Source organism: Streptomyces milbemycinicus (assembly GCF_002154605.1).
GTDB lineage: Bacteria > Actinomycetota > Actinomycetes > Streptomycetales > Streptomycetaceae > Streptomyces > Streptomyces milbemycinicus.
Map to the genome: position 1 here is coordinate 1 of NZ_MUNE01000166.1, position 23558 is coordinate 23558.

Consider the following 23558-nt stretch of genomic DNA (forward strand, 5'->3'; position numbering starts at 1 on the left):
GGCGGCGCGCCCCGCTGCTTCCGGCGGGTGCGGGCCGGGGCGGTCCGCCCTCGTATCTCGCGGTCACGGGAGAAGCCAATCGATGGGGTGGTGGGCGGCCAGGTGAATGGTGCCGTTGGCCAGGGTCATGGAGCCGAGGCTGAACGGCGGGCCTTCGGGGGACGACCAGCGGTAGCCGGAGCGGGTGGCGGAGGTGCGGTGGAGGCGCACCTGGACCGCGACCGGCGGGCCGTGTTTCGAGAACTCCTCACCGAGTTGCTCGGCTCCGAGGTAGGAGCCGATCTGCTGGCGCGACAGGGCGGTCCGACCCACGGTCTGGACCTCACCGCGCAGCACACCGTAGGTCTGCGTCGGCACGGACTGCACACTGAGGTCGACCGACGCCCCCGGCCGCACCGAGGCCGCCCGGTCCGCCGGTACGTACAGGGTGGCGACCAGCGGGTCGCCGGAGTGGCGTACGCGTTCCACGGAGGCGACGTTCGCGCCGGTGGCGAGGACGGAGCCGATCGAGACGGAGAGGGTGGTGAGCCGGCCGGCGGCGATGGTGCGCACCACCGTGGTACCGCGGGCGGTGCGGACCTTCAGCAGCGGCGCGCCCGCCCGGAGGGTGCTGCCCTCCTGTGCGAGGACGGAGGTCACCTGCCCCGCGATGGGGCTCTGCAGCACATAGCTGCCCTGCCCGTGGGTGAGGATGCCGGTGGTCTCCAGGGTGTTCGACACGGTGCCCGTGACGGCCCATACGGCGGCGCCGGCCATGACCACCAGTGTGACCGCCAGTGCCAGCCATCCTTGGGGGCGGGCGTAGCGCACCGGCAGATCAATGTCCTCTGCCGACTGCAGCTTGGCAAGGGCCTGCTGGCGGAACTGCACGAATGTCTTTCCTCAACCGCGAGAGAAGTGGCCGGATGCCCGGGCTCCGGCTCCGGAAGGCCGAATGCCCCGGACCAGGCGGGCCCGGGGCACAGGGAAGGCGGGGTACCGGCCTCAGAGGGTGGTGACGACTCCACCGACGATGCCGGTGGTGTTCAGGCCGGTGACACCGTCAACCGTGCTGGTGGCGAGGCCGACGGTGCCGACGGCGCCGGTGAGGGAGTCCACGGTGCCGAGAGCATCGCCCACCACGCCGAGCCCGCCCGCCACGTTGTCCAGCTCGGCGTCGGAGATCTCCTGGGTGGCGACCTTGGGCGCGTTGTTCATTGTTGCGTCTCCCTTGGATGACTGTCTCTTTGAGCTTCCGACCGCGCATGGGTGCCGACGGGGATCGGCTCCCACGGCATGGCCACGGGATCCCGTAAGGACCCGGGATTTCGTGGATGCCTGAGCGCGGAAGGGATGTAACCACGGGGCACACGGCACTGCGAATCAGCCAATCTCCGGAACCGGGCATTCCGCAACTTTCCGATCATGCGACATGTGCATTCGGGCACGTCATCGGCGCCTTTCCCTCACAGGAAGGTCACTCTTGGCGCCAGATGCCACGCCCTTTTCGCGAGGTGACGCACGTCATTTCGGCCACGACCGTCATACCCGGCGCGGGGGTTGGCCCGACGGCCGGGGGTCTACGCGAGTCGTCTGTGTAATAGCTGTGCCCATCGCTTGAAGACCGGGCGAACGACGACCACAGCCGGGTTCGAGCGGCATGGGACTACGACATGTACGACTTCGGACCACCCTTGCCGCGACGGAGGGGCGCTCGCGCACGTATTGACCGATTCGGCACCTTACGAGGGTGCGAGAACGTAGGGGCGCTCTCCGCGGGGCGTGCGTCGACTTCACCCCATGCATCCTCGTCGTCAACAAAACCGACCTCGCCCCCTACGTCGGTGCCGACCTCGACACTGACCACATGGCGAGCCGGGAGCGCCGCGTGACCCCCGCGACCGGCTCGCCACCGACACACACCGGGGTTGCCGTCCACCCACCCGCGGGTGCCACGGCGCAACGAGCCGCCGACACCGAAGGCGGCGATGCCGAGAAGAACGGTGTTTGGGGCAACGGGGTCCGCGCCACCGCCCGGATCCGCGCCGAACACAACGACCGCGCCACCACGCTCCCGCCCCTGCACAGCGACGGCCCCTTCCACCTGCGGCGACTACGGTCATCCGGCGGACGAGAACGCGTCCTTGATCTGGCTGCCCCAGTCGTTGATCAGCACACGCGGCAGCACCCTGCACCAGACCTACACCGTCGACGTCGCCGCCTCCTCGCGGCTGCTGCTACGCGAGGAACAGCTGCTCGGCCGTACGGCGGAGCCACCCGGACACCTCACCACCCGCCTCACCGTACGCCGCGCCGGCCGGCTCATCCTCGACCAGCACACCACCTACGGAGTCCCCGCACTCGCCTGGGACGGCCCCGCCGTCCTGGGCGGCCACCGGGCCTGCGGCCAACTCCTCGTCGTGACACCCGAGCCCCACCCCCTGGAGGAGCCGGTCCACTTGGGCGAAGACCCGGCGGACGGCTGCGCCGTACTGGCCCCACTCGCCGACAGCCGCGCCCTGCTCACCACCGCCATCGCCCCCACCCCGGCCCGGCTGCGCCTCCTCCTCGACGCCGCGCTCGCAGTTGGAGTGCCCGCTATGCGCTGTGGTCGGCGAGGGTCATGAGGTCGGTCACGGTGTAGGCGAGGTCGAAGTGGAAGCCCTTGCCGGTGCGCCGGACGGGCAGGTCGGCGAGTTCTTCGCCGTGGGCGGGGAGGAAGGCGAGGTCGGCGGTGCCGACCCAGGCATCGCTGACGGCGGTGTCGTCCAGAACGGACATGACCAGTTCGTGAACGGCGGGCTGGTCGTGTTGTCCGGCGGCCAGGCGGGGGAAGTGGCGGAGGTTGATCACGGGGCGGCTCATCAAGGCGGCGGGGTCGGGGACCGGCTGCTCCAGGGTGATCTTGGCTTCCGCGATGCGCTGTCCGGCGGAGGAGGCGGTGGCGCCGAATTGTCCGCCCGGGCCGAGGACAGGGGTGCCGGGTCCGCCGACGGAGTAGGCGCGCGTCTGGTGGACGGCGCCGAGCTTCTTGGGGAAGCCCTGGACCCAGCCGCGGGCCATGGCGGCGTCGTTGTCGACGTAGATGTAGGGGCACCAGGCGACCGGGGCGCCGTTGCAGTGAGCGTCCAGGGTGATCAGGAACTCCCGGTACTGCGAGCGTGCGGGGTCCAGGTACTCCAGCCCCGTGGAGGAGTACTGCCAGTCGATGAACATCGCGACGCCGCGGCCGGCGGAGTCCGGGTCGGGGGTCAGCCCCTCGGGCAGGGTCGCCGCGGCGGCGGCCGGGTCGGTGAAGAACTCCACACCCACCACCGTGCCGGCGTAGTGCCACGGCGGGGCGGGCGCCAGGTTCGCGATGCCGCGAGGAGACAGGGGGACGGTGTAACCCTTCATGACACGAGTTCCTTCCGGGAGAGGCCAGGATCGATACGATACGTATCGTTACGGTCGAGGCGACCGTAACACACCTTGCCGCTTGAGTGAAACGTTACGTATCGTTTCACTCATGGCACTCGTCTTCTCCTCAGGCTCGGCGACCAGTGGGCCGCGCTCCGCTTCAAAGATCCTCAACGCGGCGCGGGACGTCCTGTCGGCACAGGGTTACCCGGCACTGACCATCGAAGCCGTCGCGGCGGCCGCGGGCGTCGGCAAAACGACCATCTACCGCTGGTGGCCCAGCAAGGAAGCGCTCGTCGCCGACGCACTCGCCGAGATCTTCCGCGCCGATGAAATCCCCGACCTCGGCGACACCCACGCCGAACTGCGCCAGGCCGTCGACATGACCATCGACAACTACACCAACGAGGACATGGCCACCGCACTGCCCGCCCTCGCCGCCAGCCTCCTCCCCCATCCCGAGCTCATGACCCGCTTCCGGGAGACATTCCTGCACCGCAAGCGCGAGAACATCGCCGCCGCACTGCACCGCGGAATCCAGCGCGGCGACCTGCCCGACGACCTCGACACCGACCTCGTCCAGGACATATGGGCCGGCACCATCCTCTACCGACGCCTCATGACCGGCTCACCCCTCGACACCGACCTCGCCGAACACCTGGTCCAACTCACCACCAAGGCGCCCCCGCTGCTCCCCCGCCGCGAATCGCCGAGAACCTCACGGTAGACCGGGATCGGCGGCCTCCGCCGCGTACGCCCGCAGGAAGGTGTCCACCGCCGCGTTCGCCACAGCGCGCGTCTCGGCGGCGGAGACCTCGCGGGTGCCCAGCCGGGAGCGCGCCTCCATCGGGCCGGTGAGCAGCGCGAGAAACTGCTCCGCGGCCTGCCCCGGGTCGCACTGGCGCAGCCGCCCGGACAGCGAGAGCCGGGCCAGCCGGTCCGCCACCGCCTCGCCGAGACCGATGGAGGTGCGGCCCTGCACGGTCTCGATCAGCTCGGGGAAGGTGGCGACCTGGGAGTAGGTCAGCGACCGCAGTGCCCGCGAGCGTTCGCCGCAGCACACCTTGAGCATCCGGTACGCCACATCCTCCAGGGCTGCGCGCAGATCGTCGCCGGTGGTGCGCAGCCGCTCGACGACGGCCAGGTTCTCCCTCATCACCGCGTCGGCGGCGGCCTCCATGGCGTGCCGGAACAGGTTCTCCTTGTCGCCGAGGTGGTTGTACACCGTCGGTTTGGCGACGCCCGCCTCATCGGCGATGTCCTGTACGCAGGCCTGTGCGTAGCCCCGGCGGGCGAAGACGGTGAAGGCGGCCTCCAGGATGGCCTGCCTCTTGTCGATACGCCCCCGTGCGGCCGTCCGCGCGGCCGGAACCCTCACGCCTGTCACCTCGGCAGATTACCGCACGGTCGCGCCGAGTTGAACTCGTTGGTTCATTCTCCTGCACCGCTTTACTTTTCTGATCAGACCACTAGATTGAACCCGTCAGTTCAACTCTGCCAACAGAGAGCGCCCATGATCGTCAACATCCTGCGCTTCAGCTTCAAGGACGGCACGACCGACGAGAAGAAGGCCGAGGTCCTGGGGGCCATGAGGCGCACGGCTGCCGTCGAGTCGGCCTCCTTCGCGACCGTCGGCCAAGACCTCGGCGATCCCGCCGAGGGTTACACCCACGCGTACTGCGTGGGGATCGCGGATCTGCCGGCCCTGGAGCGGTATATGTACGACCCGGTGCATCTCGAGGGCGACTTCGAGATCCTGCCGCACCTTGCCAGGCTCTCGGCCGTCCGGCTGTCGGACGACATGGACCCCGAACTGGGCGCCAGGGTCACGGAGATCTTCCTCGCGAAGGTGGCAAAGTACCCGGAGTGGGGTGAGCTCCTGAACTCGATCCCCGACACCCGGATCTCCACCTAGGGACGACCGCGTACGGATTTTCCGGTTGCCCCAGTTTTCGACGCCAGGGCCGGATAGCGGGCAGCTCTTCTGACGGTCGATGAGTTTCGCGACTGTGCCGCGATATCCCTGTACGACGGGCGCTTGATGATGTCGACCTATCGGATCGGGTGGTGCGGTCCCGAGGATATCGGGCATTCCCACGCCTTCGGGTCGATCCGGAGTCCGAGTGAATGCTGCCCTCCGGTAATTATCGCGCTGAGCGCACCGGAACTACCCCGTCATGAAAATGCCAACTTCCTTGACCTCCTTGCCCGAGCAGACACCGCGATGGAAACATCACCTCGCGGACCGGCGCAGGTTCCAGTCGCTGGGCCCCAATGGCCGAGGAACGGATTATTCACATGAAGATCACGCCGCAAGTCGACCAGAAAATGGGTGCCACGGTCACCGAGTTCGACGTGGAAACGCTGTCGACGTCCGACGCGCTCCGTCTGAAGGATGCGATCTATCAGGAGAAGTTACTGATCCTGAAGGACCAGCACCTCAGTCCGCAGCAGTTCATCGCGCTCGGAAAGGCACTCGGGACGATCGAGGTCTATTACGAGCCGATGTACCACCACCCCGACCACGAAGAGATATTCGTGTCCTCCAGCACCCCGGAGTCGACACAGCAGGTGGGGGTCCCCAAGACCGGTGCGTTCTGGCATGCGGACTACTCGTTCATGCCCAGGCCGTTCGGCATCACGATGACCTACCCACAGGTGGTGCCCAGGACGAACCGGGGAACGCACTACATCGATATGGGAAAGGTGTTCGCCGGCCTGCCCGAAGAACTGCGTTCGGTGGCCAGGGCGACCAAGGGACTGCACAGCGCGAGGCGCTATTTCAAGATCCGGCCGTCCGATGTCTACCGCCCCATCTGTGAACTCGTGGACGAGATCGAGAAGAAGACCCCGCCGGTGATGCACCCCACCGTCTTCGTCCACCCGGTCACCGGGGAAGAGGTGCTGTACGTCAGCGAGGCCCTGACCTGCGAACTGCACGACCAGCACGGCCGGGCGCTGGAGGACGACTCGCTGCACCAGCTGCTCGAGGCCAGTGGTCAGCTCGACACGACGTTCAGCGACGAGCACATTCACACCCAGACATTCACCGAAGGCGACCTGCTCATCTGGGACAACCGCAGCCTCGTCCACCGCGCGTTGCACAGCCCCACACCGGAGCCCAGCACCTCGTACCGGGTGACCGTCCACGACGACCACGCCTTCTACGGGCCGACGACATGACGGCCGGCCCCCTCGCGCGACCAACCGCCGGAACCGTCACGGCACACCCCGACGACCCGGCTCTGCGTGAACGGGTGCTGCGTCCCTACCGCACGAACTGCCGGTATCTCGGCCCCGCGGAGGTACGCCTGGAGAACGAGGCCGTCACCGCCTCCGGTACGTTCCGCATCGGCGAGTCGTGCTACATCGACGACACCGGCCACTTCAACGCGGTCGAGTTCAACATCTGCTTCAACCAGATTGCCTACTACCTGATCGCCAAATGCGCCCAGAACCGGCTGCCTCCCGTCTTCGCAGCCTGGACACTCGACGACTACTGGCAGCGTCAGCTCTCCGACATTCTGATCACCCGGTTCACCAGCAGATTCCACCGCGCGATCCGGGGACAGGAGTTCCGCGGCGAGCTGAGCTTCACCGACTTCAAGCTGCGCTCCGGCGAGAACGGCAGGGCGCCGTTGGCCCTCATCGAGAGCGAGTGCCGGTTCTGGGACAAGGGCGGCGGGCGGTGCACGGGCGAGATCCAGATCGCGCTGACCAACCTGCCGCAGGGTGCGCCGCGATGACCGAACCGGCGAACGCGGTGGACCTGCTGCTCTCACTCCCCCGGGCGCGCCGCAGGCAGACGCTGACGGACCTGGTCGCTGCCGAGGTCAGAGAGGTCCTGCTGCTCCCGGAAGACGCCGAGATGGGCGCCGACGTCAGCTTCTTCGACCTGGGCATGACCTCGCTCCGGCTGACCGAGCTTCGCCAGCGTCTGACCCGGATGCTGGACAGGAGGATCGAGATCGAGGCGTTGTTCGAACACCCGACGTCCCAGGGCCTGACCGATCATCTCGCGGGCACCGTGCTCTGCGATGTGTTCCCCGGCACCGCACCCGCCTCCACGCCCGCACCACAGAACGCTCAGGAGCTGCCGCCGATGGTCCAGGAGATTCTGCGGAACCTCTACAGCTGAGTCCCGCGGAGCGGCCGTGCACCCCATACCAGGAGCGACATGACGACACCCATGGGCAGCCAGAGCGGTCGGCAGCAGGCCCCTGCCCCTGACGGAGATCTGCTCCAGCGGCTGCTGCTGGAGAAGTACGAACCGATCGCCATCGTGGGCATCGGTCTGCGGCTGCCTGGTGGCAACGACACACGGGAGTCACTGGCGGAGTTTCTGCGCTCCGGACGGGACGGCACCGGGCCCATTCCCTCCGACCGCTGGGACGTCACCGCGTTCGAGAGCGACGACCCGGCCTCGAAAGGCACGATCCGTACACGGGGCGGCGGCTTCCTCGAGGGCATCGACCGGTTCGACCCCGCGTTCTTCGGTATATCGCCGAAAGAGGCCGACTACGTGGATCCGCAGCAGCGGCTGCTGCTGGAGACGGCGTGGGAGGCGCTGGAGGACGCCGGGCTCGACGCGCACGCGCTGCGCGGCGGCGACGGCGGTGTCTATGTGGGGATCAGCTCCGCGGACTACATGATCGCCGCGGAGACCCTGCCGTACGAGGCGATCAACGGCTATCTGGGGACCGGGACCGCCCACAGCGCCGCCTCGGGCCGGCTGTCCTATGTCCTCGGCTGGCACGGCCCCTGCGCGAGCTTCGACACGGCCTGCTCGTCGTCGCTGGTGGCCCTGCACACAGCCGTGCAGGACCTGCGGCAGCGGCAGTGCGATGTCGCCCTGTGCGGCGGGGTCAACCTGGTCCACCACCCGCAGGCGCACATCGTGACGACCGATGCCAACATGCTGGCGCCGGACGGGCGTTGCAAAACCTTCGACGACCGCGCGGACGGATACGCCCGCAGCGAAGGGTGCGGTGTCCTGGCGCTCAAGCGGCTGTCCGACGCCCAGCGGGACGGCGACCGGATCCTGGCCCTGGTACGTGGCTCGGCGATCCGCCAGGACGGCGAGGGCGCCGGTCTGACGGTCCCCAACGGAAGCTCCCAGCAGCGGGTGATGCGCGCGGCGCTGCTGAACTCAGCGGTGCGGCCGGAGGACATCCAGTACGTCGAGGCGCACGGTACCGGCACCGCGCTGGGCGATCCCATCGAATTGTCGGCGATCGCCAAGGTCTTCGCCGAGTCGCACAGCCCCGGCTCCCCGGTCTTCGTCGCGTCGGGCAAGACCAACCTCGGCCACGCCGAGGCTGCGGCCGGTGTCAGCGGAATCATCAAGGTGGCGCTGCAGCTGGGCGACGGGCTCGTCTACCCGCACCTGAACATGGACATCCCCTCCACCCATGTGGCATGGGACGAGCTCCCCGTCGCGGTGCCCCGCGAGCCCGTACCCTGGCCGACCGGTACCCGCAGGGCGCTGGTGAACTCCTTCGGTTTCGCCGGCACCATCGCGTCCGCGGTCATCGAGCAGGCCCCCGCTTCCGATGCCCCCGCGTCGGAGGCCCCCACGTCCGACCCGGCGCGGGAGGAGAGCGCCCGGCCCCGGTCCGGCGCGGCCGTGTTCACCCTGTCGGCCCGGACCCGCAAGGCGCTGGGACTCCAGGCGGAGCGGTACCGGCGCTATCTCGCCGACCATCCGGACGCCGACGTCGAGGAGTTGTGCCACGCGAGCAATGTCCTGCGGGCGCATCATGCCTCGCGTATCGCCGGAGTCGTCGGCGACCTCGCGGACCTGGAGACGTTGCTGACCCGGCAGCTCCGCGGGACCGAGGACACCCCACAGCAGCGTAAGGTGGCCTTCCTGTTCAGCGGTCAGGGCTCTCAGTACCCCGGCATGGCCGCCGGGCTCTACCGGGGGCACCGGGTCTTCCGCGACACCGTCGACGTATGCGACCGGCTCTTCGCGGAACACCTGGACGGGCCACCCGTCCGCGATGTGATGTTCGGTGAAGTCGGTGAAGGCCGGGCCGCCGGACTGCTGGACCAGACCCGGTACACCCAGCCGGCGCTGTTCACACTGGAATACGCCCTGGCAGAGCTGTGGAAGTCGTGGGGCATCCGTCCGGACGCGGTGATCGGGCACAGCATCGGTGAGGTGGCCGCGGCCACCGTGGCGGGGGTCTTCCCGCTTCCGGACGCGATCGGGCTGGTGGCGGCGCGGGCCCGGCTCATGCAGTCGGTGTCGGCGCCGGGCGGGATGGTGGCGGTGCGGGCGTCGGGTGCGGACATCGCGCCGCTGCTCGACCAGTACCCCGGTCTGTCGCTCGCCGCGCTCAACGCTCCCGACCAGTGCGTGGTGTCGGGTGGCGCGGAGCCGCTGGAGGCGATCGCCGCCGAGCTGACCGAGCGTGGTCTGCGTACCAAGCGGCTCCCGGTGTCCCATGCCTTTCACTCACCGCTGATGGACGAGGTGGTGGAGGAGTTCCGCGGCCTCATCGCCGGGGTGCGGTTCCAGGAGCCCGAGATCACCCTGATTTCCAATCTGAGCGGCGAGATCGCCGAGGTGGACGAGGTGTGCTCCGCCGGCTACTGGGCGCGGCTCATCCGTGAACCCGTCGACTTCGCCGGTGGCATCCGGACACTGACCGGCCTTGGACCGCACGCCATGGTGGAGATCGGGCCGGGCCGCTCCCTGATCAACTCCGGGCGCGCGGGTGTGACGGCCTCCCGCCACCTGTGGGTGGCGTCCTTGGGATCCGCGGCGGAGCAGGACCGCTCGCCGTACGAAGCCGCCGCCCAGCTCTACACGGCGGGGCTGCCCCTGTCGTGGCGGGGTTTCCACGAGGGCCGGCCGAAGCCGCGGCTCACCCTGCCGACCTACTCTTTCGACCGCAAGCGGTACTGGTTGCCGGACTTCGGCAGCAACATGGGAGCTGCCGCCCATCACCCTCTTCTCGGCACCGAGACCACGACCGAGAAGCAACGCGCTTCCTTCGTACGAGAGTTCGCCAACAGGATCAGTGCCGGTCGACCGGACTACCTGGTGGATCACATGGTCGTCGGCCAAGTGGTCTTCCCGGCGGCGGGGTTCATCGAACTGCTCGTCGCCGCGGTGGACGCCGTACACGGACACACCCGGTTTCCGATCGACGACATGCGCATTCATGAGCCACTGCTGCTGTCGGACGACGCCATCAGTCTGCGTACCCGGCTCAGGGCCACGGAGGACGGCGGCGAGCTCATCGAGATCCTCAGTGTCAGCGACGACGCGGGCATCGAGAGGCTGCATGTCACCGCGGCCGTCGGCAAGGAGGGCCAGGACGCCGTATCGCTCGAGGACGGCTCCGACCTGCTTGAGGAGCTGGCCGGAGCCGAGGCGGGGGACGAACAGCGAGACGAGCGGATCAGCGAGCTGTACGCGGACTTCGCGGATTCCGGTATGGACTACGGCCCGCGTTTCCAGCTCATCGAGTCCTTCACCCGCCGCGGCGACAAGCTCGTGACGGCAGAGATCACCGGTCCGGCCGGGGTGACCACCGAACACCTCCCCCCGGCGATCCTCGACTCCGCGCTGCAGACCCTGGCCACCATCATCCAGCCCGGCCTTCCCGTCCGGCTGCGGTCCTTCCGATTGCTCAGCCGACCCCGTGGCGCGACGCTGCGCAGCGTGGTCCGGCTGCTCCCCGCGCAGCCGTCCGCGGATGTGGACTTCGTCGCCGATGTGGCGCTCTACGACGGCCAGCGCGCCGTATGCGTGCTGAACGGCCTGGAACTGCGGCGGATGTCCTCGGTCGGCCTCGCCCGGCGGCGGATGTTCTATCAGACCCGGTGGATCGAAGCGCCCGCCGCGGCCACGCCACTCCCAGGGCGTCGTATCGCTCTGCTGCACAGTGGTCTGGAGGGGGATGAGTCGCTGGCCGAAGCGGCGGAGCGCACCGGCACCTCGCTCGCCTTCGCCTCCGACCTGGCCCAGCTCCCCGATCTGCTCGCACAAGGGCCGACCGATCTGTGCTGGTTCTGGCAGCCGGACGAGCAGCGCGCCGCGGTGCCCGGCCCAGGCCCCGGCCTCGAGGGGTTGCGTGCCGAATGCGAGCGGCAGTACACCGAGCTGCTGGAGCTGGTGGGCTCCCTGGAGACCTGCGGATTCGGGCCGGACCAGCGGCTGTGGCTGGTGACCAGAGGCGGCCAGTGGTTTCCCCAGGACGAGGCCGGCGACGGCAGCCGGCTCTCCGCCTCCAGCGTCTGGGGCTTCGGTGCGGTGTTGCTGAGCGAGTATCCGAACCACCGGGTGACTCTCCTGGATCTGCCGGTGGGCGAGAGCGACCCGGCCACTGTGCTCAGGGCGTTGCTGAGCGGCGAACCCGACGAATTCCAGATCGCCTACCGCGACGGTCTGCGCCACGTCCGGCGGCTGGTCCCGAGCAGCCCCGAGGAGCGCATCGGGACCGAGCAGGAGCAGTCGCCGGTCGACGGTGACCACACCTACCTCATCACCGGCGGGCTCGGTGGCCTGGGCCTGCTGACCGCTCGGACACTGGTGGACCGCGGCGCCCGCCACCTGGCGCTGGTCAGCAGGCGAGCCCCCGACGACCAGGAGCTCCACAAGATCGGACAGTCCCTCGGCGAGCAGGTCAGTGTGCGGGTGTACGCCGCGGATATCGCGGAACCCGCCGCCGTCGACGCCTTGTTCAAGAGTCTTACGGAGGAAGGACCGGCGCTGGGCGGTGTCGTCCACGCGGCGGGCGTGCTGTCCGACCGGCCCGTGAACTCACAGGACTGGGACAACATCGACAAGGTGTTCCGGGCCAAGGTCTACGGAAGCTGGCTGCTGCACCAGGCGACATCCGGCCTCCCCGATGTCAGGTTCTTCATCGGATACGGATCCAGCTCCGCCGTGCTCGGGCAGGCGGGCCAGTGCAACTACGCCGCAGGCAACGCCTTTCTGGACGCGCTCATGCACTGGCGCCGCGCTCTCGGCCTGCCCGGTACCGCGATCGACTGGGGCCCGTGGGCGGAGGTCGGCATGGCCGCGGCCCTGGACGCGGCGCACCAGCAGTCGTTCGAGCGGCAGGGAATGGTGTTCATCCAGCCCCGGGACGGAGCCCGCGCATTGACCACATTGCTGGACAGCCCCGTTCCGCAGATCGTGGTCGGCGAGTGCGACTGGACCGCGTACGCCGCGACAAGGCCGTTGTCCAACGCCCTGTACGAAGGGCTCGCACGCCCGAGGGACAACACCGTACGCACGCTCGACGTCGATCAACTGGCCGGGCTGCCTGAGGACGGACGGCGGCAGGCGCTCGCCGACCTGGTCCGCGGGACCGTGGCCAAAGTGCTGCGCTTCGACGCCACGGGTGACATCCCGGCCGACACCCCCTTCACCCACCTGGGGCTGGACTCGCTGGCCGCGGTGGACGTCAAGAACGGCCTGGAGGCGGCGCTGCGCACCTCCCTGTCGGCGTCGATCACCATGGACTATCCGACAACGGACCTGCTCGTGGAACACCTTGACGCACTGCTCCGGCCGGACGACGGCGGGACGAGCGACCCGGGCGACCCGGGCGGCGGACTGGATTCACTGGACGCCGAGGCCGAACTGGCGGCGCTGAAGGACCTCGGATGAGGGCGTACATCGAATCGCTGGAGAAGCTGTCCAAAACCCAGTTGATGCTGCTCCTCGCACGGCAGCACCAGGCCGAGACCGAGGGCTTGGCGGTCGTGGGGATGAGCTGCCGGCTGCCCGGTGGCATCGAGTCCCCCGCCGATCTGTGGGCGATGGTCGGCGAGGGCAGGGTGCTGGCCACCGAACAGGCCGGTGTCCCCACCGACAGCCTGGGCCGACCGCGCTGGAACCTCGCGGCACCGGACATCGCGCCGTACGCCGCCGCGCTCCGCCAGGGCGGATACCTCACCGATATCGACCGCTTCGACGCCGAGCGCTTCGGCATTTCCGAGGAGGAGGCCCGCTGTCTCGACCCGCAGCAACGACTGCTGCTCACCGAGACAGCCCGGGCGTTGGAAGATGCGGGCCTCACCGACCCGGGTGGCCTGTGCGTGGGGGTCTTCGTCTCCGTCACCACACCGGAGTACGGCCTGGCGGGGATCCGTAACGGCGTCACCGCCGACCGGATGTCCGGGCCGATGGCCACCGGCACCGTGGTCAGCGGGGCCGCCGGGCGGATCTCCGTCGGCCTCGGGCTGAACGGTCCGGCGCTGACGGTCGACACCGCCTGCTCCTCCACTCTCGTCGCGGTGCACCTCGCGGGCGCCGCGTTGCGCCGCAAGGAATGCGATGTGGCGATCGTGGGGGTGAGCCATCTGCTGCTGTCACCGGTCACCACCGCGGTCTTCGCCAAGGCGGGCATGCTGTCCGCCGCCGGGCGCTGCCGGCCCTTCACCGCCCGCGCCGACGGGTACGTCCGCGCCGAGGGGAGCGTGGTGCTGATCCTGAAGCGCGAGCAGGACGCCCGTACCGACGAGGACACGCCGTACGCCCTGATCCGGTCGAGCGCGATCCATCAGCACGGCCGGCGGTCCACGATGTCCGCCCCGTCCTCCGCGGGGCAGCAGCGGGCGATCCGGGACTGCCTGACCGCGGCCGGGGTCGACGCGGCACAGGTCGGCTACGTCGAGGCGCACGGCAGCGCCGACAAGGTCGCAGACGCCATCGAGATCGATGCGATAGCCACCGCGTACGAACGCGACTCCACGGACCGCCCGCCGCTCCACGTCGGCAGCGGAAAGGCCAACATCGGCTACCTGGAGACTGCCTCGGCAGCCGTGGGACTGGTCAGGGCGATTCTCGCGCTGCGCCACCGCACTGTGCCCGCGCAACCCGATTTCACCGATCCCGATCCGGCCGTCTTCAGCCGCCCCACGTCGGTGACGGTGCCGACGAAGGCCCTGCCGTGGCCCTCGGGGGAACACCGGCTGGCAGGCGTCAACGCGTTCGGCTTCACCGGGGTCAACGCACACGTCCTCATCGAAGCCGCCGCCACCCCACGGCCCGGTCCCCTTCCTGGCTCGCCACCGAAGGCCGGCGGCCACCACTGGCTCGACTCCTACACCTGGCACTGACCGCTACCCCTGGCGAGTGAGGCACTAGATGAGCAGAACGCGGCCCAGCACAAGGACCGGAACACTTCAGGACAGCCTGGCCCGCCACGCGGCCGAACGGCCCGATCACCCCGCGCTGGTCTGTGGATCGGTCCAGGTCACGTACCAGGAACTGGACCGGAGGAGCGACCGGACCGCTCAGGCGCTGACCGCCTCCGGCGTCCGGCGCGGCAGCCGGATCGCGCACTTCGCCGCCGACTCGGAGAGATTTCACGAGATCGTGCTGGCGTGTGCCAAGACCGGTGCGGTCCTCGTCCCGATCGACTGGCGGCTGACCACTGCCGAGGTCACCCATATCCTGCGTGATTCCGGTACCGAGCTGTTGTTCTTCGGACCGGCCCTGGCCCCACTGGTGCGGGAGGCCCGGCCGGCCCTGCCGAAGCTTCAGCACACCGTCCCGCTGGACACGGCCGGTTTCGAGGCATGGGCAGACGACCGGCCCTTCGACACCGGATTCACCGCACCCGCCGAGGCCGACGCCGACGCGGACACCGAAGTCGTACAGATCTACACGAGCGGTACGACGGGGGCGCCCAAGGGCGTCGTGCTGGCCCAGCGCAGTTTCTTCGCCGTCGCCGGCATGCTCGCCGAACACGGTCTTGAGTGGATCGACTGGCGTGCAGACGACCGGAGCCTGGTGTGCGTCCCCGGCTTCCACATCGGCGGCCTGTGGTGGGCGATGCAGGGGCTCAACGCCGGTGTCACAAACGTACTGCTCCCCGCGTTCGACAGCCTGCGCGCGGTCGACCTCATCAGGGAAGCCGGGATCACCACCGCCTGCATGGTGCCCGCGATGATGCGCATGATCTTGGACGAGCCGAATGTCGGCAGACCGGATTTCGCCTCGCTGCGCAAGGTGGTCTACGGAGGGTCCCCGATCTCGGACACGCTGCTCCGCCGCGGCCTGGACATCTTCGACTGCGAACTGGCCCAGATCTACGGGCTCACCGAGACCGGCAACACCGCGGTCTGTCTGCCTCCCTCGGAGCATCGGCCGGGCAGTCCCCGGCTCGCCGCGGCCGGACTCCCCTATCCCGGCGTACGGATGAGGATCGTGGACTCCCAGGGCGACGATGTGCCGACGGGAGAGATCGGCCAGGTGTGGCTGCACACACCGGCCCGGATGGCCGGATACTGGAATCTGCCCGATGCGACGGAGCGCACCCTCGTCGACGGCTGGATCGTCACCGGGGACGCGGGCTACCGGGACGAGGACGGCTACCTCTACATCCGCGACCGGATCACCGACACCATCATCGTCGGCGGGGAGAACGTATACCCGGCCGAGGTGGAGAACGCCCTGTGCCGCCACTCGGCCATCGCCGAGGCCGCGGTGGTGGGCGCCCCCAACTCCGCGTCGGGCGAAGAGGTGCGCGCGTACATCGTGCTGCGCCAGGGCCATGACGTACCGGCGGCACAGGAGCTGACACGGTTCCTGAGCGGCCAGCTCGCCCGTTTCAAGATCCCCGCCACGTACCAGGTCATCGACGTGGTGCCGCGCAACCCCAGCGGCAAGATCCTGCGCAGAAAGCTGCGCGAACAACTGTGGGCCGACAGCGACCGCAAGGTCAACTGACCTTGGGAGGAGGACATCCGATGATGGGCATGGGCATCCGAGGTGCTCGTACGGCGATCAAGCTCGCCACGTTCCGGACCATGATGGCGGGGGCCGCGCTGACCGGGGATCCCGCCGCGAAACTGCTGGGGAGACGGCAGCCCGCGAATCCGTTCCCGCTGTACGAACAGATCCGGGAGCACGGCGATGTCTACCGCAGCAGACTCGGGATCTTCTGCACCGTCTCACACGCCCAGTGCCGAGCGGTCCTGAAGGACCCCCGGTTCGGTATGCCGGTTCCCCCCTCGCCCCCGGCCTGGGAGATGTACCAAGGGGACGCGGACACGCTGATCCACCCCATCGAGCGGTCGCTGCTGGCGGTGAATCCCCCCGAGCACACCCGGCTGCGCAGACTTGTCGCGCCCTGGTTCACCGCCAGTGCCCTCCGCACCCGCGCCGCCAGGGTCGAAAAGATCGTCCACAGCCATCTGGACCGCATCTCCGACGGCCAGGACTTCGACCTGGTCCGCGACTTCACCGCGCAGGTGCCCACCGCCGTCATCGGTGACATGCTCGGCATCGAGATCGAGAACTACGAGCAGTTCGGCCGGTGGGGCATGGCACTGGCCACCACCATCGACGGCGTACGCACCATGGGCGAGCGCCGGATGGTACGCGCGGTGCTGGCGGAGATGACGTCGTTCTTCACCCAGCTGATCGAAGAGAATCGCCGCGCGCCCCGCGACAACGCGATCAGCGGCCTGGTCGGCGCCGAGGTCGACGGCCGGCCGGTCACCGACGAAGAGCTGATCGGGCTGATCGGACTGCTGCTGGCGGCCGGTCTTGAGACCACCGTCAACCTCATCTCCAACAGCGTGCGCTTTCTGCTGGAACACCCGGATCAGAAGCGACTGTTCCTCGACAACCCCGACACCGCGCCCGACGTGGTGGAGGAAGCTCTCCGCTACGACCCTCCGGCGATGTTCACCGTCCGGATGGCCCTTGAGGACGTCGAACTCGACGGCCGGCTGATTCCGCGCGGCGGTTGGCTCGTACAGCTGCTGGGGGGCGCCAACCGCGACCCGAAGGTGTTCACCGACCCTCATCGCTTCGATGTCACCCGGGGCAACATCCGGGAGCACATCGCGTTCTCCGCCGGTGCCCACCACTGCGTCGGCTCAGGGCTGGCGAGGCTGGAGGCGGAGATCGCGCTGCGCGAACTGTTCGCGCGCTTCCCGGACATGCGGATCGCCGGTGACGTCACCATGCGGACCGCCCGCAGCGCACGAGGTCCCCAGAGCATTCCGATCAGCGTGGCCCAGGCCGTCGGACCAGATCCGTCCCGCCGGGCCTGATCCGTACCGAAGGAGTCAGAAGAACCATGCGTGCCGAAGATGTGCGCCGCCACTATGCCACCCCGATCGGTGCCCCCGCCTACCCGCCGATGCTGCCCAAGTACATCGATCGCGAGTACCTCAACATCTTCTATCGGACGGATCCGGACGCCGTCAGAGCCGTGACACCGGAGCCGCTGGAGATCGAGGACCCGATCGTGCGGTTCGAGGTGATGAAGATGAACGAGGTGACCGGGTACGGCCCCTACACCGAGGCCGGACAGGCCATCTCGGTCAGCTACCAGGGTGAACCCGGTGAGTATCTGCGCGCGATGTACCTGGACAGCTTCCCCGCCGCCGCCGGCGGACGCGAGGTCGGCGCCTATCCCAAGGTCCTGGGCTCACCTTCGCTCTACACAGACCACGCCGCACTCGTCGGCACCCTCGACTACGGCACGATCCGGGTGGCCACCGCGACCATGGGCTACAAGCACCACGCCATGGATCCCGACGACGCCCGTGCGCAGATCAGCATCCCCACCTACATGCTCAAGTTCGCCCCGGACTACGACGCGTCGATGCGGGCCTGCGAGCTGGTGCGCACGGAGATCACCGACATCGAGGTCAAGCAGGCGTGGACCGCACCGGCCAGGCTGCAACTGTTCGAGCACGTCCTCGCTCCCCTGGCCGACCTGCCTGTGCTGGAGATCATCTCCGCGAGCCACATCGTCACGGACCTGACACTCGGTCCGATGAAACCGGTACACGACTACCTCGAAGCCGCAATGGATCCCGCTCCGTCCGATCGATGACCAGGAGGCGCTCTCACTCGCGCAGACACCAATCAACGAACACCCCAATACTGGGGTCCACCCGCCCCTCCTCATCCGCTACCGCCGCCGTACAGAAGAACCGGACCTCACCGAACTCCAGATCCATCGTCTTCAACAGATTCCGCAACCCCAGCCGCTCGCACAGCCAATCCCGAGTTGTGTCGCTGTGGTCCGGGCGGTCGGGCAGGAGCGCGGACTGCCCGGTCATCAGGTCCCTCTTGCTGACGGCGACGGCGAGCCGGGCCTTGTCGAGGCGGGTGCCCATCGTGCGTACGGTCTGCACCGAGCGCGAGAACACGTCCTCCGGGTCGACCGTGGAGGCCAGTGTGCGGTCCACCTTCGGGCCTGCCGGGTCGAGGCGGGTCCAGAACGCGCCGACGGCCATCGGGTCGAGGACGAAAACGAAGGTACGGGCCTCCCGGATATAGCGCAGCGCGTCGGTCTCCTCCCGGTTGACGAACCGTTCACCGGCCGTGTCGAAGACATGCACCAGCCGCTCGGCGCGGCCGCTGCCTCGCACGAACGAATGGGCTCGGGGCAGTGTCTTCTGGGTGGGGCGGGTGTGGCCCTGGATCTCCAGGACCTCGTTCAGCACCCGCTGGTTCGCGGTCGACTCGGGGTCCGCGAGCCGGATCGCCGGCCCGCCGTTCTCCGCGGTGTTCTCCAGTGCCTTCACCATGGCCGCCATCAGCTGTGTCTTGCCCGCGGCCCGGCCGCCGATCAGCGGAAGGATCAGCTCGGGCATATGCCCGGCGTCCGGGTTCATCGGCTTGCCGCAGTGTTCGTGCACGCAGTGGCCGCTCAGCCGGGCGTCCCTGCTCATCAGCATCAACAGGGTCGGTATCCGCTCGTCGCAGGCGCACCGGCGCCGGAAGAGGCCGAAGGTACCGGGGCGGATGTCGGCGTGCCGGCGTCGGCAGGTCGTGCGGGGGCAGTCGTATGCCGGATAGGGGACGCGTTCGAAGCAGCTCGGGCACAGCATGCCCCGGGGCAGCCCGCGCAGGATCATCACCGCGCGGTCGGCGGCCCGCAGGGTGAGTGCGGTCAGCCGGGCGCCGAGCGTCAGCAGGGCCACGCCGAGCGCGTGCAGGCCGAGGAGCAGGCCCAGCACTGGTGCCGCGGCGGCGGCGCCGACACCGAGGCCCAGGTACAGGGTCAGACCGTAGGGGACCGAAGCGGAGCGGTGCGTAGAGGGTGCGGTGAACTGGTCGGCGGTCACCCGGCGGTACGCGTCGGTGACCGTGCGGACGTACAGCCGACGCCCCAGCGTGAGCAGTTGCCGCAGATCGCGGGTGGCGGGTCCGAAGAAGTAGTTGCGGTGGGCCCGTTCGTCGGCGGGGCGGTACGGCGGGATGGTCACGAACTCGGGGGTGCGCAGCCGCAACACGCCGCCCAGCAGCCGGCAGTAGCGCCACAGCAGTTCACTGACCAGGGCGGCGCCGCGCAGGGCCGCGATCACCGGGACGAAGACCAGGTAGAGCAGGAGCAGCGCCAGGTAGAGGGCGGGGACGATGATGAAGGTCAGGATGTCGCTCATCGAAGGCTCACCCCCCTTCCGGTCGGGGGCCGTCCGAGGGCCGCCGCTGGGTGAGCTTGCGGCGCCACTTCTTCACGCGGCCCAGACGGTTATCGGCGTGCTGCTGATACTCGTCGGCGAGCCGCGCGCTGTAGGGGCGGAGCGCGCGGGCCAGCCGGTCCAGGTCCTCGTACCGCCAGTGCTCGGCGGTGTGCCGGCGCAGCCCACGGACGATCTCCACGTGTGCCAGCGGCAGGGGGACCCGTTCGTAGTTGATCGCGATCACCCCGGTGACCTGGCTGAACAGCACCCCGTCGACATGGCCACGGTCCGAGGTCACTGCGGCCTGGTACACGCTGCGCAGATAGCCGTCGGCGAGGGAGAAGCCGAACTCCCCGATCTCGGTGCGCAGCCGGGCCGGGTCGACGGGCAGCCGGAGCATGGCGGGGAGCAGCCGGTAGTGCTTCAGGGCGCGGGGGGCCGCCCAGGCGTCGATCTGCGGGATCCGGAACGCACGGGCGAGCGCCGTGGCCTCGGTGGCCTCGCGCAGGGCCGTGTCCAGCTGGAGTGTGGTCCGCACGCACTCCCGGGTGACCGCCCGCAGCCAGGCATCGCGTCCGGGCGCGGTGAGTGTGTCGCACAGCACCAGGCAGGCCCGTAGCCCCTCCTCGTCCCGGACCTCCTGTTTCACCGCGCGGTCGAACCACTCGGCGACCGCCTCGTCCACCGGCTGGTCCGACGGCAGCCGGCGGGCGATCTCGGTCGCCTCCTCGTACGTCCAGGCCGGCGACGGCTGCCGCCACAGCCCCCGCAGCAGCTCCGCGTCCGGCGAGGCCTGGCCGCGCACCTCCAGGATCCTGAACAGCAGGCCGACCGTGCGGGCGGGCTGCCGCTCGGCCTGCGCCCGCCAGTAGTACTCAAGGAGCCGGGGCCGCTCACCGAGGTCCCGCTCGCTCAGCAACGTGGCCGGGAACTGGGCGAACAGCTGCTCCTGACCGCCCCGCTCGTCCAGCACCTCCTGCGCCGCCGTCGCCAGCCCGGCTCTGAACTCCGGGAGGGTGTGGACGAGGTGGGCGACCTCTTCCCGCAGGCCGGGGCCCGCGCCGGAGGAGCCGAGCAGGGCGCGGGCCAGGTCCAGGCTCTGGGCCGTGAGCAGCTCCGGCGGCGGGGCGAGCCGAGCGCCCACCGCCCACAGCAGCAGCCGTACCTGCTGGCGGCTGTTGGCGGCTTCGCCGAGCATCCGCTGCCACAGGGCGGTGGCCCGCTCCCGCTCGGTGGGATGCGTGATCGGCACCGGGCCGGGCGCGTTCTCCACGCCGGTCACATAGGCGCGGATCCGGGACTGGTGGAGCTTGCCCTCCAGCTCATGGTGGAGCGCCGTGTCACCGCCCGTCTCGGCGGCCGCGCTCAGCGCCGCGAGCTGGTCGTCGTCCAGGTCCCGGTGGGTGTGGTGGATGTCCGCCGCCACCGCCGCCCGGCGCGGCCCGAGATGACCGGCCCCGGGCAGCCAGTCGATCACCGCGCGGATGTCGGCGTCGGTCAGCTCTGTGCCGCCCGCCGCCGCGGCCGCCGCCACCGGGGCGTGCCAGTCGCCCAGCGCCCGCTCCTGGCCGTGCGTGTACTCGGCCGTCCACGACCACACCGAGCGGATCGCCCCGACCCCGATCCGGGTGAGCAGCCGCACCAGATGGTGGGTGGGCACCACCTCGGGGAAGCGGCCCGCGGAGAAGTCGAAGACGGTGTACGACTCCTCGTCGTCGGGGCCGAAGTCGGGCTGCGCGCCCGGCACCGTGCCGATCAGATGCAGTCGGCTGCGGGTGGGGCGGAAGAGGTAGGTGGCGAAGGAGAGGGTGCGGGCCAGCGGGGGTGGCAGGAGGTAGGAGACGGCCGCGAACCAGTGGGCGATCCGGTCTGTCGTATCGTCGATCACCACCACCGAGCCGTCCTCCGCGAGCGCCGCGAACACCGCCGCCAGCAGGGCCGGCAGCTGCTCGGCGTGCGGGTGCGCGCGGAGGAAGGCACGCGCCGAGCGGGGGGACAGCGGGCCGCGTGGCAGGGGCGCGGGCAGCTCCGGAATCTCGGTCGTCTCGGCGACGCGTGCGGTCCACACCGGGGAGTCCCACAGCTCGATCGCGAGCAGACCGCCACTGTCCGGTGTGAACTCGCCCTCGTTGTACAGGGCGTGGGCGAAATAGTTGCCGAAGCGGCGTGCCGAGTCCCGGCCGACGTACCGTACGCACAGCGTGGTGGCGCCGCCCTGCGGGTCCGGGGTGTGGCAGAGGTTCACCGGGCAGCGGGCCAGCAGCTCGGGGGTGTCCGACTCGGCCAGGGAGCGCGGTGGTTCGTACCCGGCAAGGCCCTCCACCCGGAGCCGGGTCTCGGCCGAGACCTGCTCGCTGACCGCGTTGAACTGGAAGCCGGCGGACGGGCTGAGCCCGTGCTCGCAGGAGGTGTAGTAGAGCTGCTGGAAGCTCATCGTCCGCGGCCCGCCTTCGGCACCGACCCGAACTCGCTCAGCAGCCACAACAGCGGATCCGCGACCCGGTAGGGCTGGATTCCGGTGTCGGCGACCCGGGACTCGGGCGTGGCGCTGCGGCCCAGTGCGGAGACGCCGAAGTAGCGGTAGCGGGCGAAGGTGTTCTCCAGGGACTGGTCGACGGGCACGCCGTCCCACTCCCTGAGCAGCTGACGCACCTCCTCGTGGACGCTGAGGCTGTCGCCGACGTCGAAACGGCCGAGCGCGGGTGCGTGCGACCGCAGCGGGCTGCCGTTCTCCATCAGATGCCAGAAGGCGTCCATCTTGGAGAAGACCACCGCGATCGGGGTGTCGACCTTCGCCGCCTTGCCGCCCTGAGCGGCCAGCAGCATGCCGCTCACCCGGCTCAGCACGTTGATCGGCGGGTCGATGCCGTCCTCGCCCGGCAGCGCTGTGCCGGGCGCCGCGCTGTCCCGGGCGCCCGGCATCTGCAGCGGGTCGAGCAGCAGGATGATGCCGTCCGCGTTGGTCAGATACCGGGTGTTCAGCTCCACGCTCTCCCGGCTGTTGAAGTCCTCGCCCGCCGTGTCGAAGAACGACAGCACGCTGTGCTGCGGCCGCTCCCCGAACAGCCCCCTGCGGCGCAGCCCGAACCTGAACACCAGCGGTTCCACCCGGTTGGCGTTGGTCGTCGCGGTCTGCGTGGGCGGAAACATCTGCCGGTCGCGGTAGAGCCGGTCCTCGTACTCCGAGCTGTAGCGGCGCATGGTGGTGTCGTCCAGGCCCATCAGCGAAGCGCCGAAAGCCTCGCCGATCTTGTGGCGCATCTCGTGCAGCAGCACGGTCATGTAGATCGTCTTGCCGGACGATCTCGCGCCCACCATCGCGATCAGCCGGTTCTCCACCATCCCGAACTGCACCGGCAGTTCGACATGGCAGACCGGGCAGATGCGGTACGTCGTCTCGCCGTCGCAGTCCGGGCACACCGCCGTCGACTTGCGGCCGTCGGCGGCGAAGTCCGGGCCCACGTCGTGGCTGGGGCGCCTGCCGAAGCGTTCGTCGAGTACCGGGTCACGGCGGCGCTGGCACTGCTTACGGGTGCGGCTGAGCCGGCTGTTGCAGCGGAAGCGGATCTCACGCGGGGCGAAGGTCTCGTAGCAGTAGGGGCAGGTGAGTCGTCTGGCCATTCAGGTCACTCGCAGCCGGTGCAGCGCCGTGGGGCGGATGTCGATGTCGATGTCGTGGTCTTGGCCGGAGTCGGGGCCGGAGTCGGGGCCGTCCACCGGGAAGCAGACGAGCCAGGAGGGGCCTTTGGTGCTGGGGAGGGGGAACTCCACGATGA

At 69.4% G+C, this 23558-nt stretch carries 18 protein-coding genes; 11 read left to right on the top strand and 7 right to left on the bottom strand.

Translation table 11 applies throughout. The features are described from left to right. Nucleotides 1-63 precede the first annotated feature (63 nt). A complete protein-coding gene (locus CCN51_RS14845; protein ID WP_014173112.1) occupies nt 64-870 on the bottom strand; it encodes an HlyD family efflux transporter periplasmic adaptor subunit in 807 nt (268 codons plus the stop codon). 114 nt (nt 871-984) lie between these two features. Then, on the bottom strand, nt 985-1197 hold the full coding sequence (locus CCN51_RS14850) for a hypothetical protein (RefSeq protein WP_014173113.1): 213 nt from the start codon (nt 1195-1197) through the stop codon (nt 985-987). A gap of 926 nt (nt 1198-2123) precedes the next feature. Between CCN51_RS14850 and CCN51_RS14855 the strand changes: the two genes are divergently transcribed. Beyond that, a complete protein-coding gene (locus tag CCN51_RS14855; RefSeq protein ID WP_014173114.1) occupies nt 2124-2606 on the top strand; it encodes an urease accessory protein UreD in 483 nt (160 codons plus the stop codon). Here CCN51_RS14855 and CCN51_RS14860 read toward each other — a convergent pair. Continuing rightward, on the bottom strand, nt 2578-3375 hold the full coding sequence (locus tag CCN51_RS14860; protein ID WP_014173115.1) for an acetoacetate decarboxylase family protein: 798 nt from the start codon (nt 3373-3375) through the stop codon (nt 2578-2580). The two genes, CCN51_RS14855 and CCN51_RS14860, sit on opposite strands and share 29 nt — an antisense overlap. A gap of 112 nt (nt 3376-3487) precedes the next feature. Between CCN51_RS14860 and CCN51_RS14865 the strand changes: the two genes are divergently transcribed. Further along, nucleotides 3488-4105: a TetR/AcrR family transcriptional regulator gene (locus CCN51_RS14865; protein ID WP_014173116.1), complete on the top strand. Its 618-nt coding sequence runs from the start codon at nt 3488-3490 to the stop codon at nt 4103-4105. Here CCN51_RS14865 and CCN51_RS14870 read toward each other — a convergent pair. Beyond that, nucleotides 4097-4756, bottom strand: a complete 660-nt coding sequence (locus CCN51_RS14870; protein ID WP_014173117.1) for a TetR/AcrR family transcriptional regulator — start codon at nt 4754-4756, stop codon at nt 4097-4099. The two genes, CCN51_RS14865 and CCN51_RS14870, sit on opposite strands and share 9 nt — an antisense overlap. 135 nt (nt 4757-4891) lie before the next feature. On the opposite strand from CCN51_RS14870, the gene CCN51_RS14875 reads away from it, so the two are divergent. From CCN51_RS14875 to CCN51_RS14915, 9 genes are all read left to right on the top strand, one after another. Continuing rightward, a complete protein-coding gene (locus CCN51_RS14875; protein ID WP_014173118.1) occupies nt 4892-5293 on the top strand; it encodes a Dabb family protein in 402 nt (133 codons plus the stop codon). A 383-nt stretch (nt 5294-5676) separates the two neighbouring features. After that, entirely contained in the window at nt 5677-6561 is an 885-nt protein-coding gene (gene scoE, locus CCN51_RS14880; RefSeq protein ID WP_014173119.1) for a (3R)-3-[(carboxymethyl)amino]fatty acid oxygenase/decarboxylase, read from the top strand. Then, nucleotides 6558-7124, top strand: coding sequence for an FcoT family thioesterase (locus tag CCN51_RS14885; protein ID WP_014173120.1), 567 nt, complete (start codon nt 6558-6560; stop codon nt 7122-7124). The genes scoE and CCN51_RS14885 overlap by 4 nt, the downstream gene beginning before the upstream one ends. Continuing rightward, entirely contained in the window at nt 7121-7516 is a 396-nt protein-coding gene (locus tag CCN51_RS14890) for an acyl carrier protein (RefSeq protein ID WP_014173121.1), read from the top strand. The genes CCN51_RS14885 and CCN51_RS14890 overlap by 4 nt, the downstream gene beginning before the upstream one ends. A gap of 39 nt (nt 7517-7555) precedes the next feature. Then, a complete protein-coding gene (locus tag CCN51_RS14895; RefSeq protein ID WP_143675805.1) occupies nt 7556-13009 on the top strand; it encodes a type I polyketide synthase in 5454 nt (1817 codons plus the stop codon). Further along, nucleotides 13006-14463, top strand: a complete 1458-nt coding sequence (locus CCN51_RS14900; protein ID WP_014173123.1) for a beta-ketoacyl [acyl carrier protein] synthase domain-containing protein — start codon at nt 13006-13008, stop codon at nt 14461-14463. Before CCN51_RS14895 ends, CCN51_RS14900 begins: the two co-directional genes overlap by 4 nt. 28 nt (nt 14464-14491) lie before the next feature. Beyond that, entirely contained in the window at nt 14492-16078 is a 1587-nt protein-coding gene (locus CCN51_RS14905; protein ID WP_014173124.1) for a long-chain-fatty-acid--CoA ligase, read from the top strand. A 20-nt stretch (nt 16079-16098) separates the two neighbouring features. Then, on the top strand, nt 16099-17412 hold the full coding sequence (locus tag CCN51_RS14910) for a cytochrome P450 (RefSeq protein ID WP_014173125.1): 1314 nt from the start codon (nt 16099-16101) through the stop codon (nt 17410-17412). Between the two features lie 26 nt (nt 17413-17438). After that, nucleotides 17439-18203, top strand: coding sequence for an acetoacetate decarboxylase (locus CCN51_RS14915; protein ID WP_014173126.1), 765 nt, complete (start codon nt 17439-17441; stop codon nt 18201-18203). 13 nt (nt 18204-18216) lie between these two features. Here the strand turns inward: CCN51_RS14915 and CCN51_RS14920 are convergent, their stop codons facing one another. Genes CCN51_RS14920 through CCN51_RS14930 form a run of 3 tightly spaced genes read right to left on the bottom strand, consistent with a single transcriptional unit; the run spans nt 18217 to nt 23403 of the window. Continuing rightward, on the bottom strand, nt 18217-19761 hold the full coding sequence (locus CCN51_RS14920; RefSeq protein ID WP_014173127.1) for a TRAFAC clade GTPase domain-containing protein: 1545 nt from the start codon (nt 19759-19761) through the stop codon (nt 18217-18219). 7 nt (nt 19762-19768) lie between these two features. Continuing rightward, nucleotides 19769-22216 carry a GTPase-associated protein 1-related protein gene (locus CCN51_RS14925; RefSeq protein ID WP_014173128.1) on the bottom strand — a complete coding sequence of 816 codons (2448 nt, stop codon included), beginning with the start codon at nt 22214-22216 and terminating at the stop codon, nt 19769-19771. Then, nucleotides 22213-23403: a TRAFAC clade GTPase domain-containing protein gene (locus CCN51_RS14930; RefSeq protein ID WP_014173129.1), complete on the bottom strand. Its 1191-nt coding sequence runs from the start codon at nt 23401-23403 to the stop codon at nt 22213-22215. Before CCN51_RS14930 ends, CCN51_RS14925 begins: the two co-directional genes overlap by 4 nt. Nucleotides 23404-23558 lie beyond the last annotated feature (155 nt).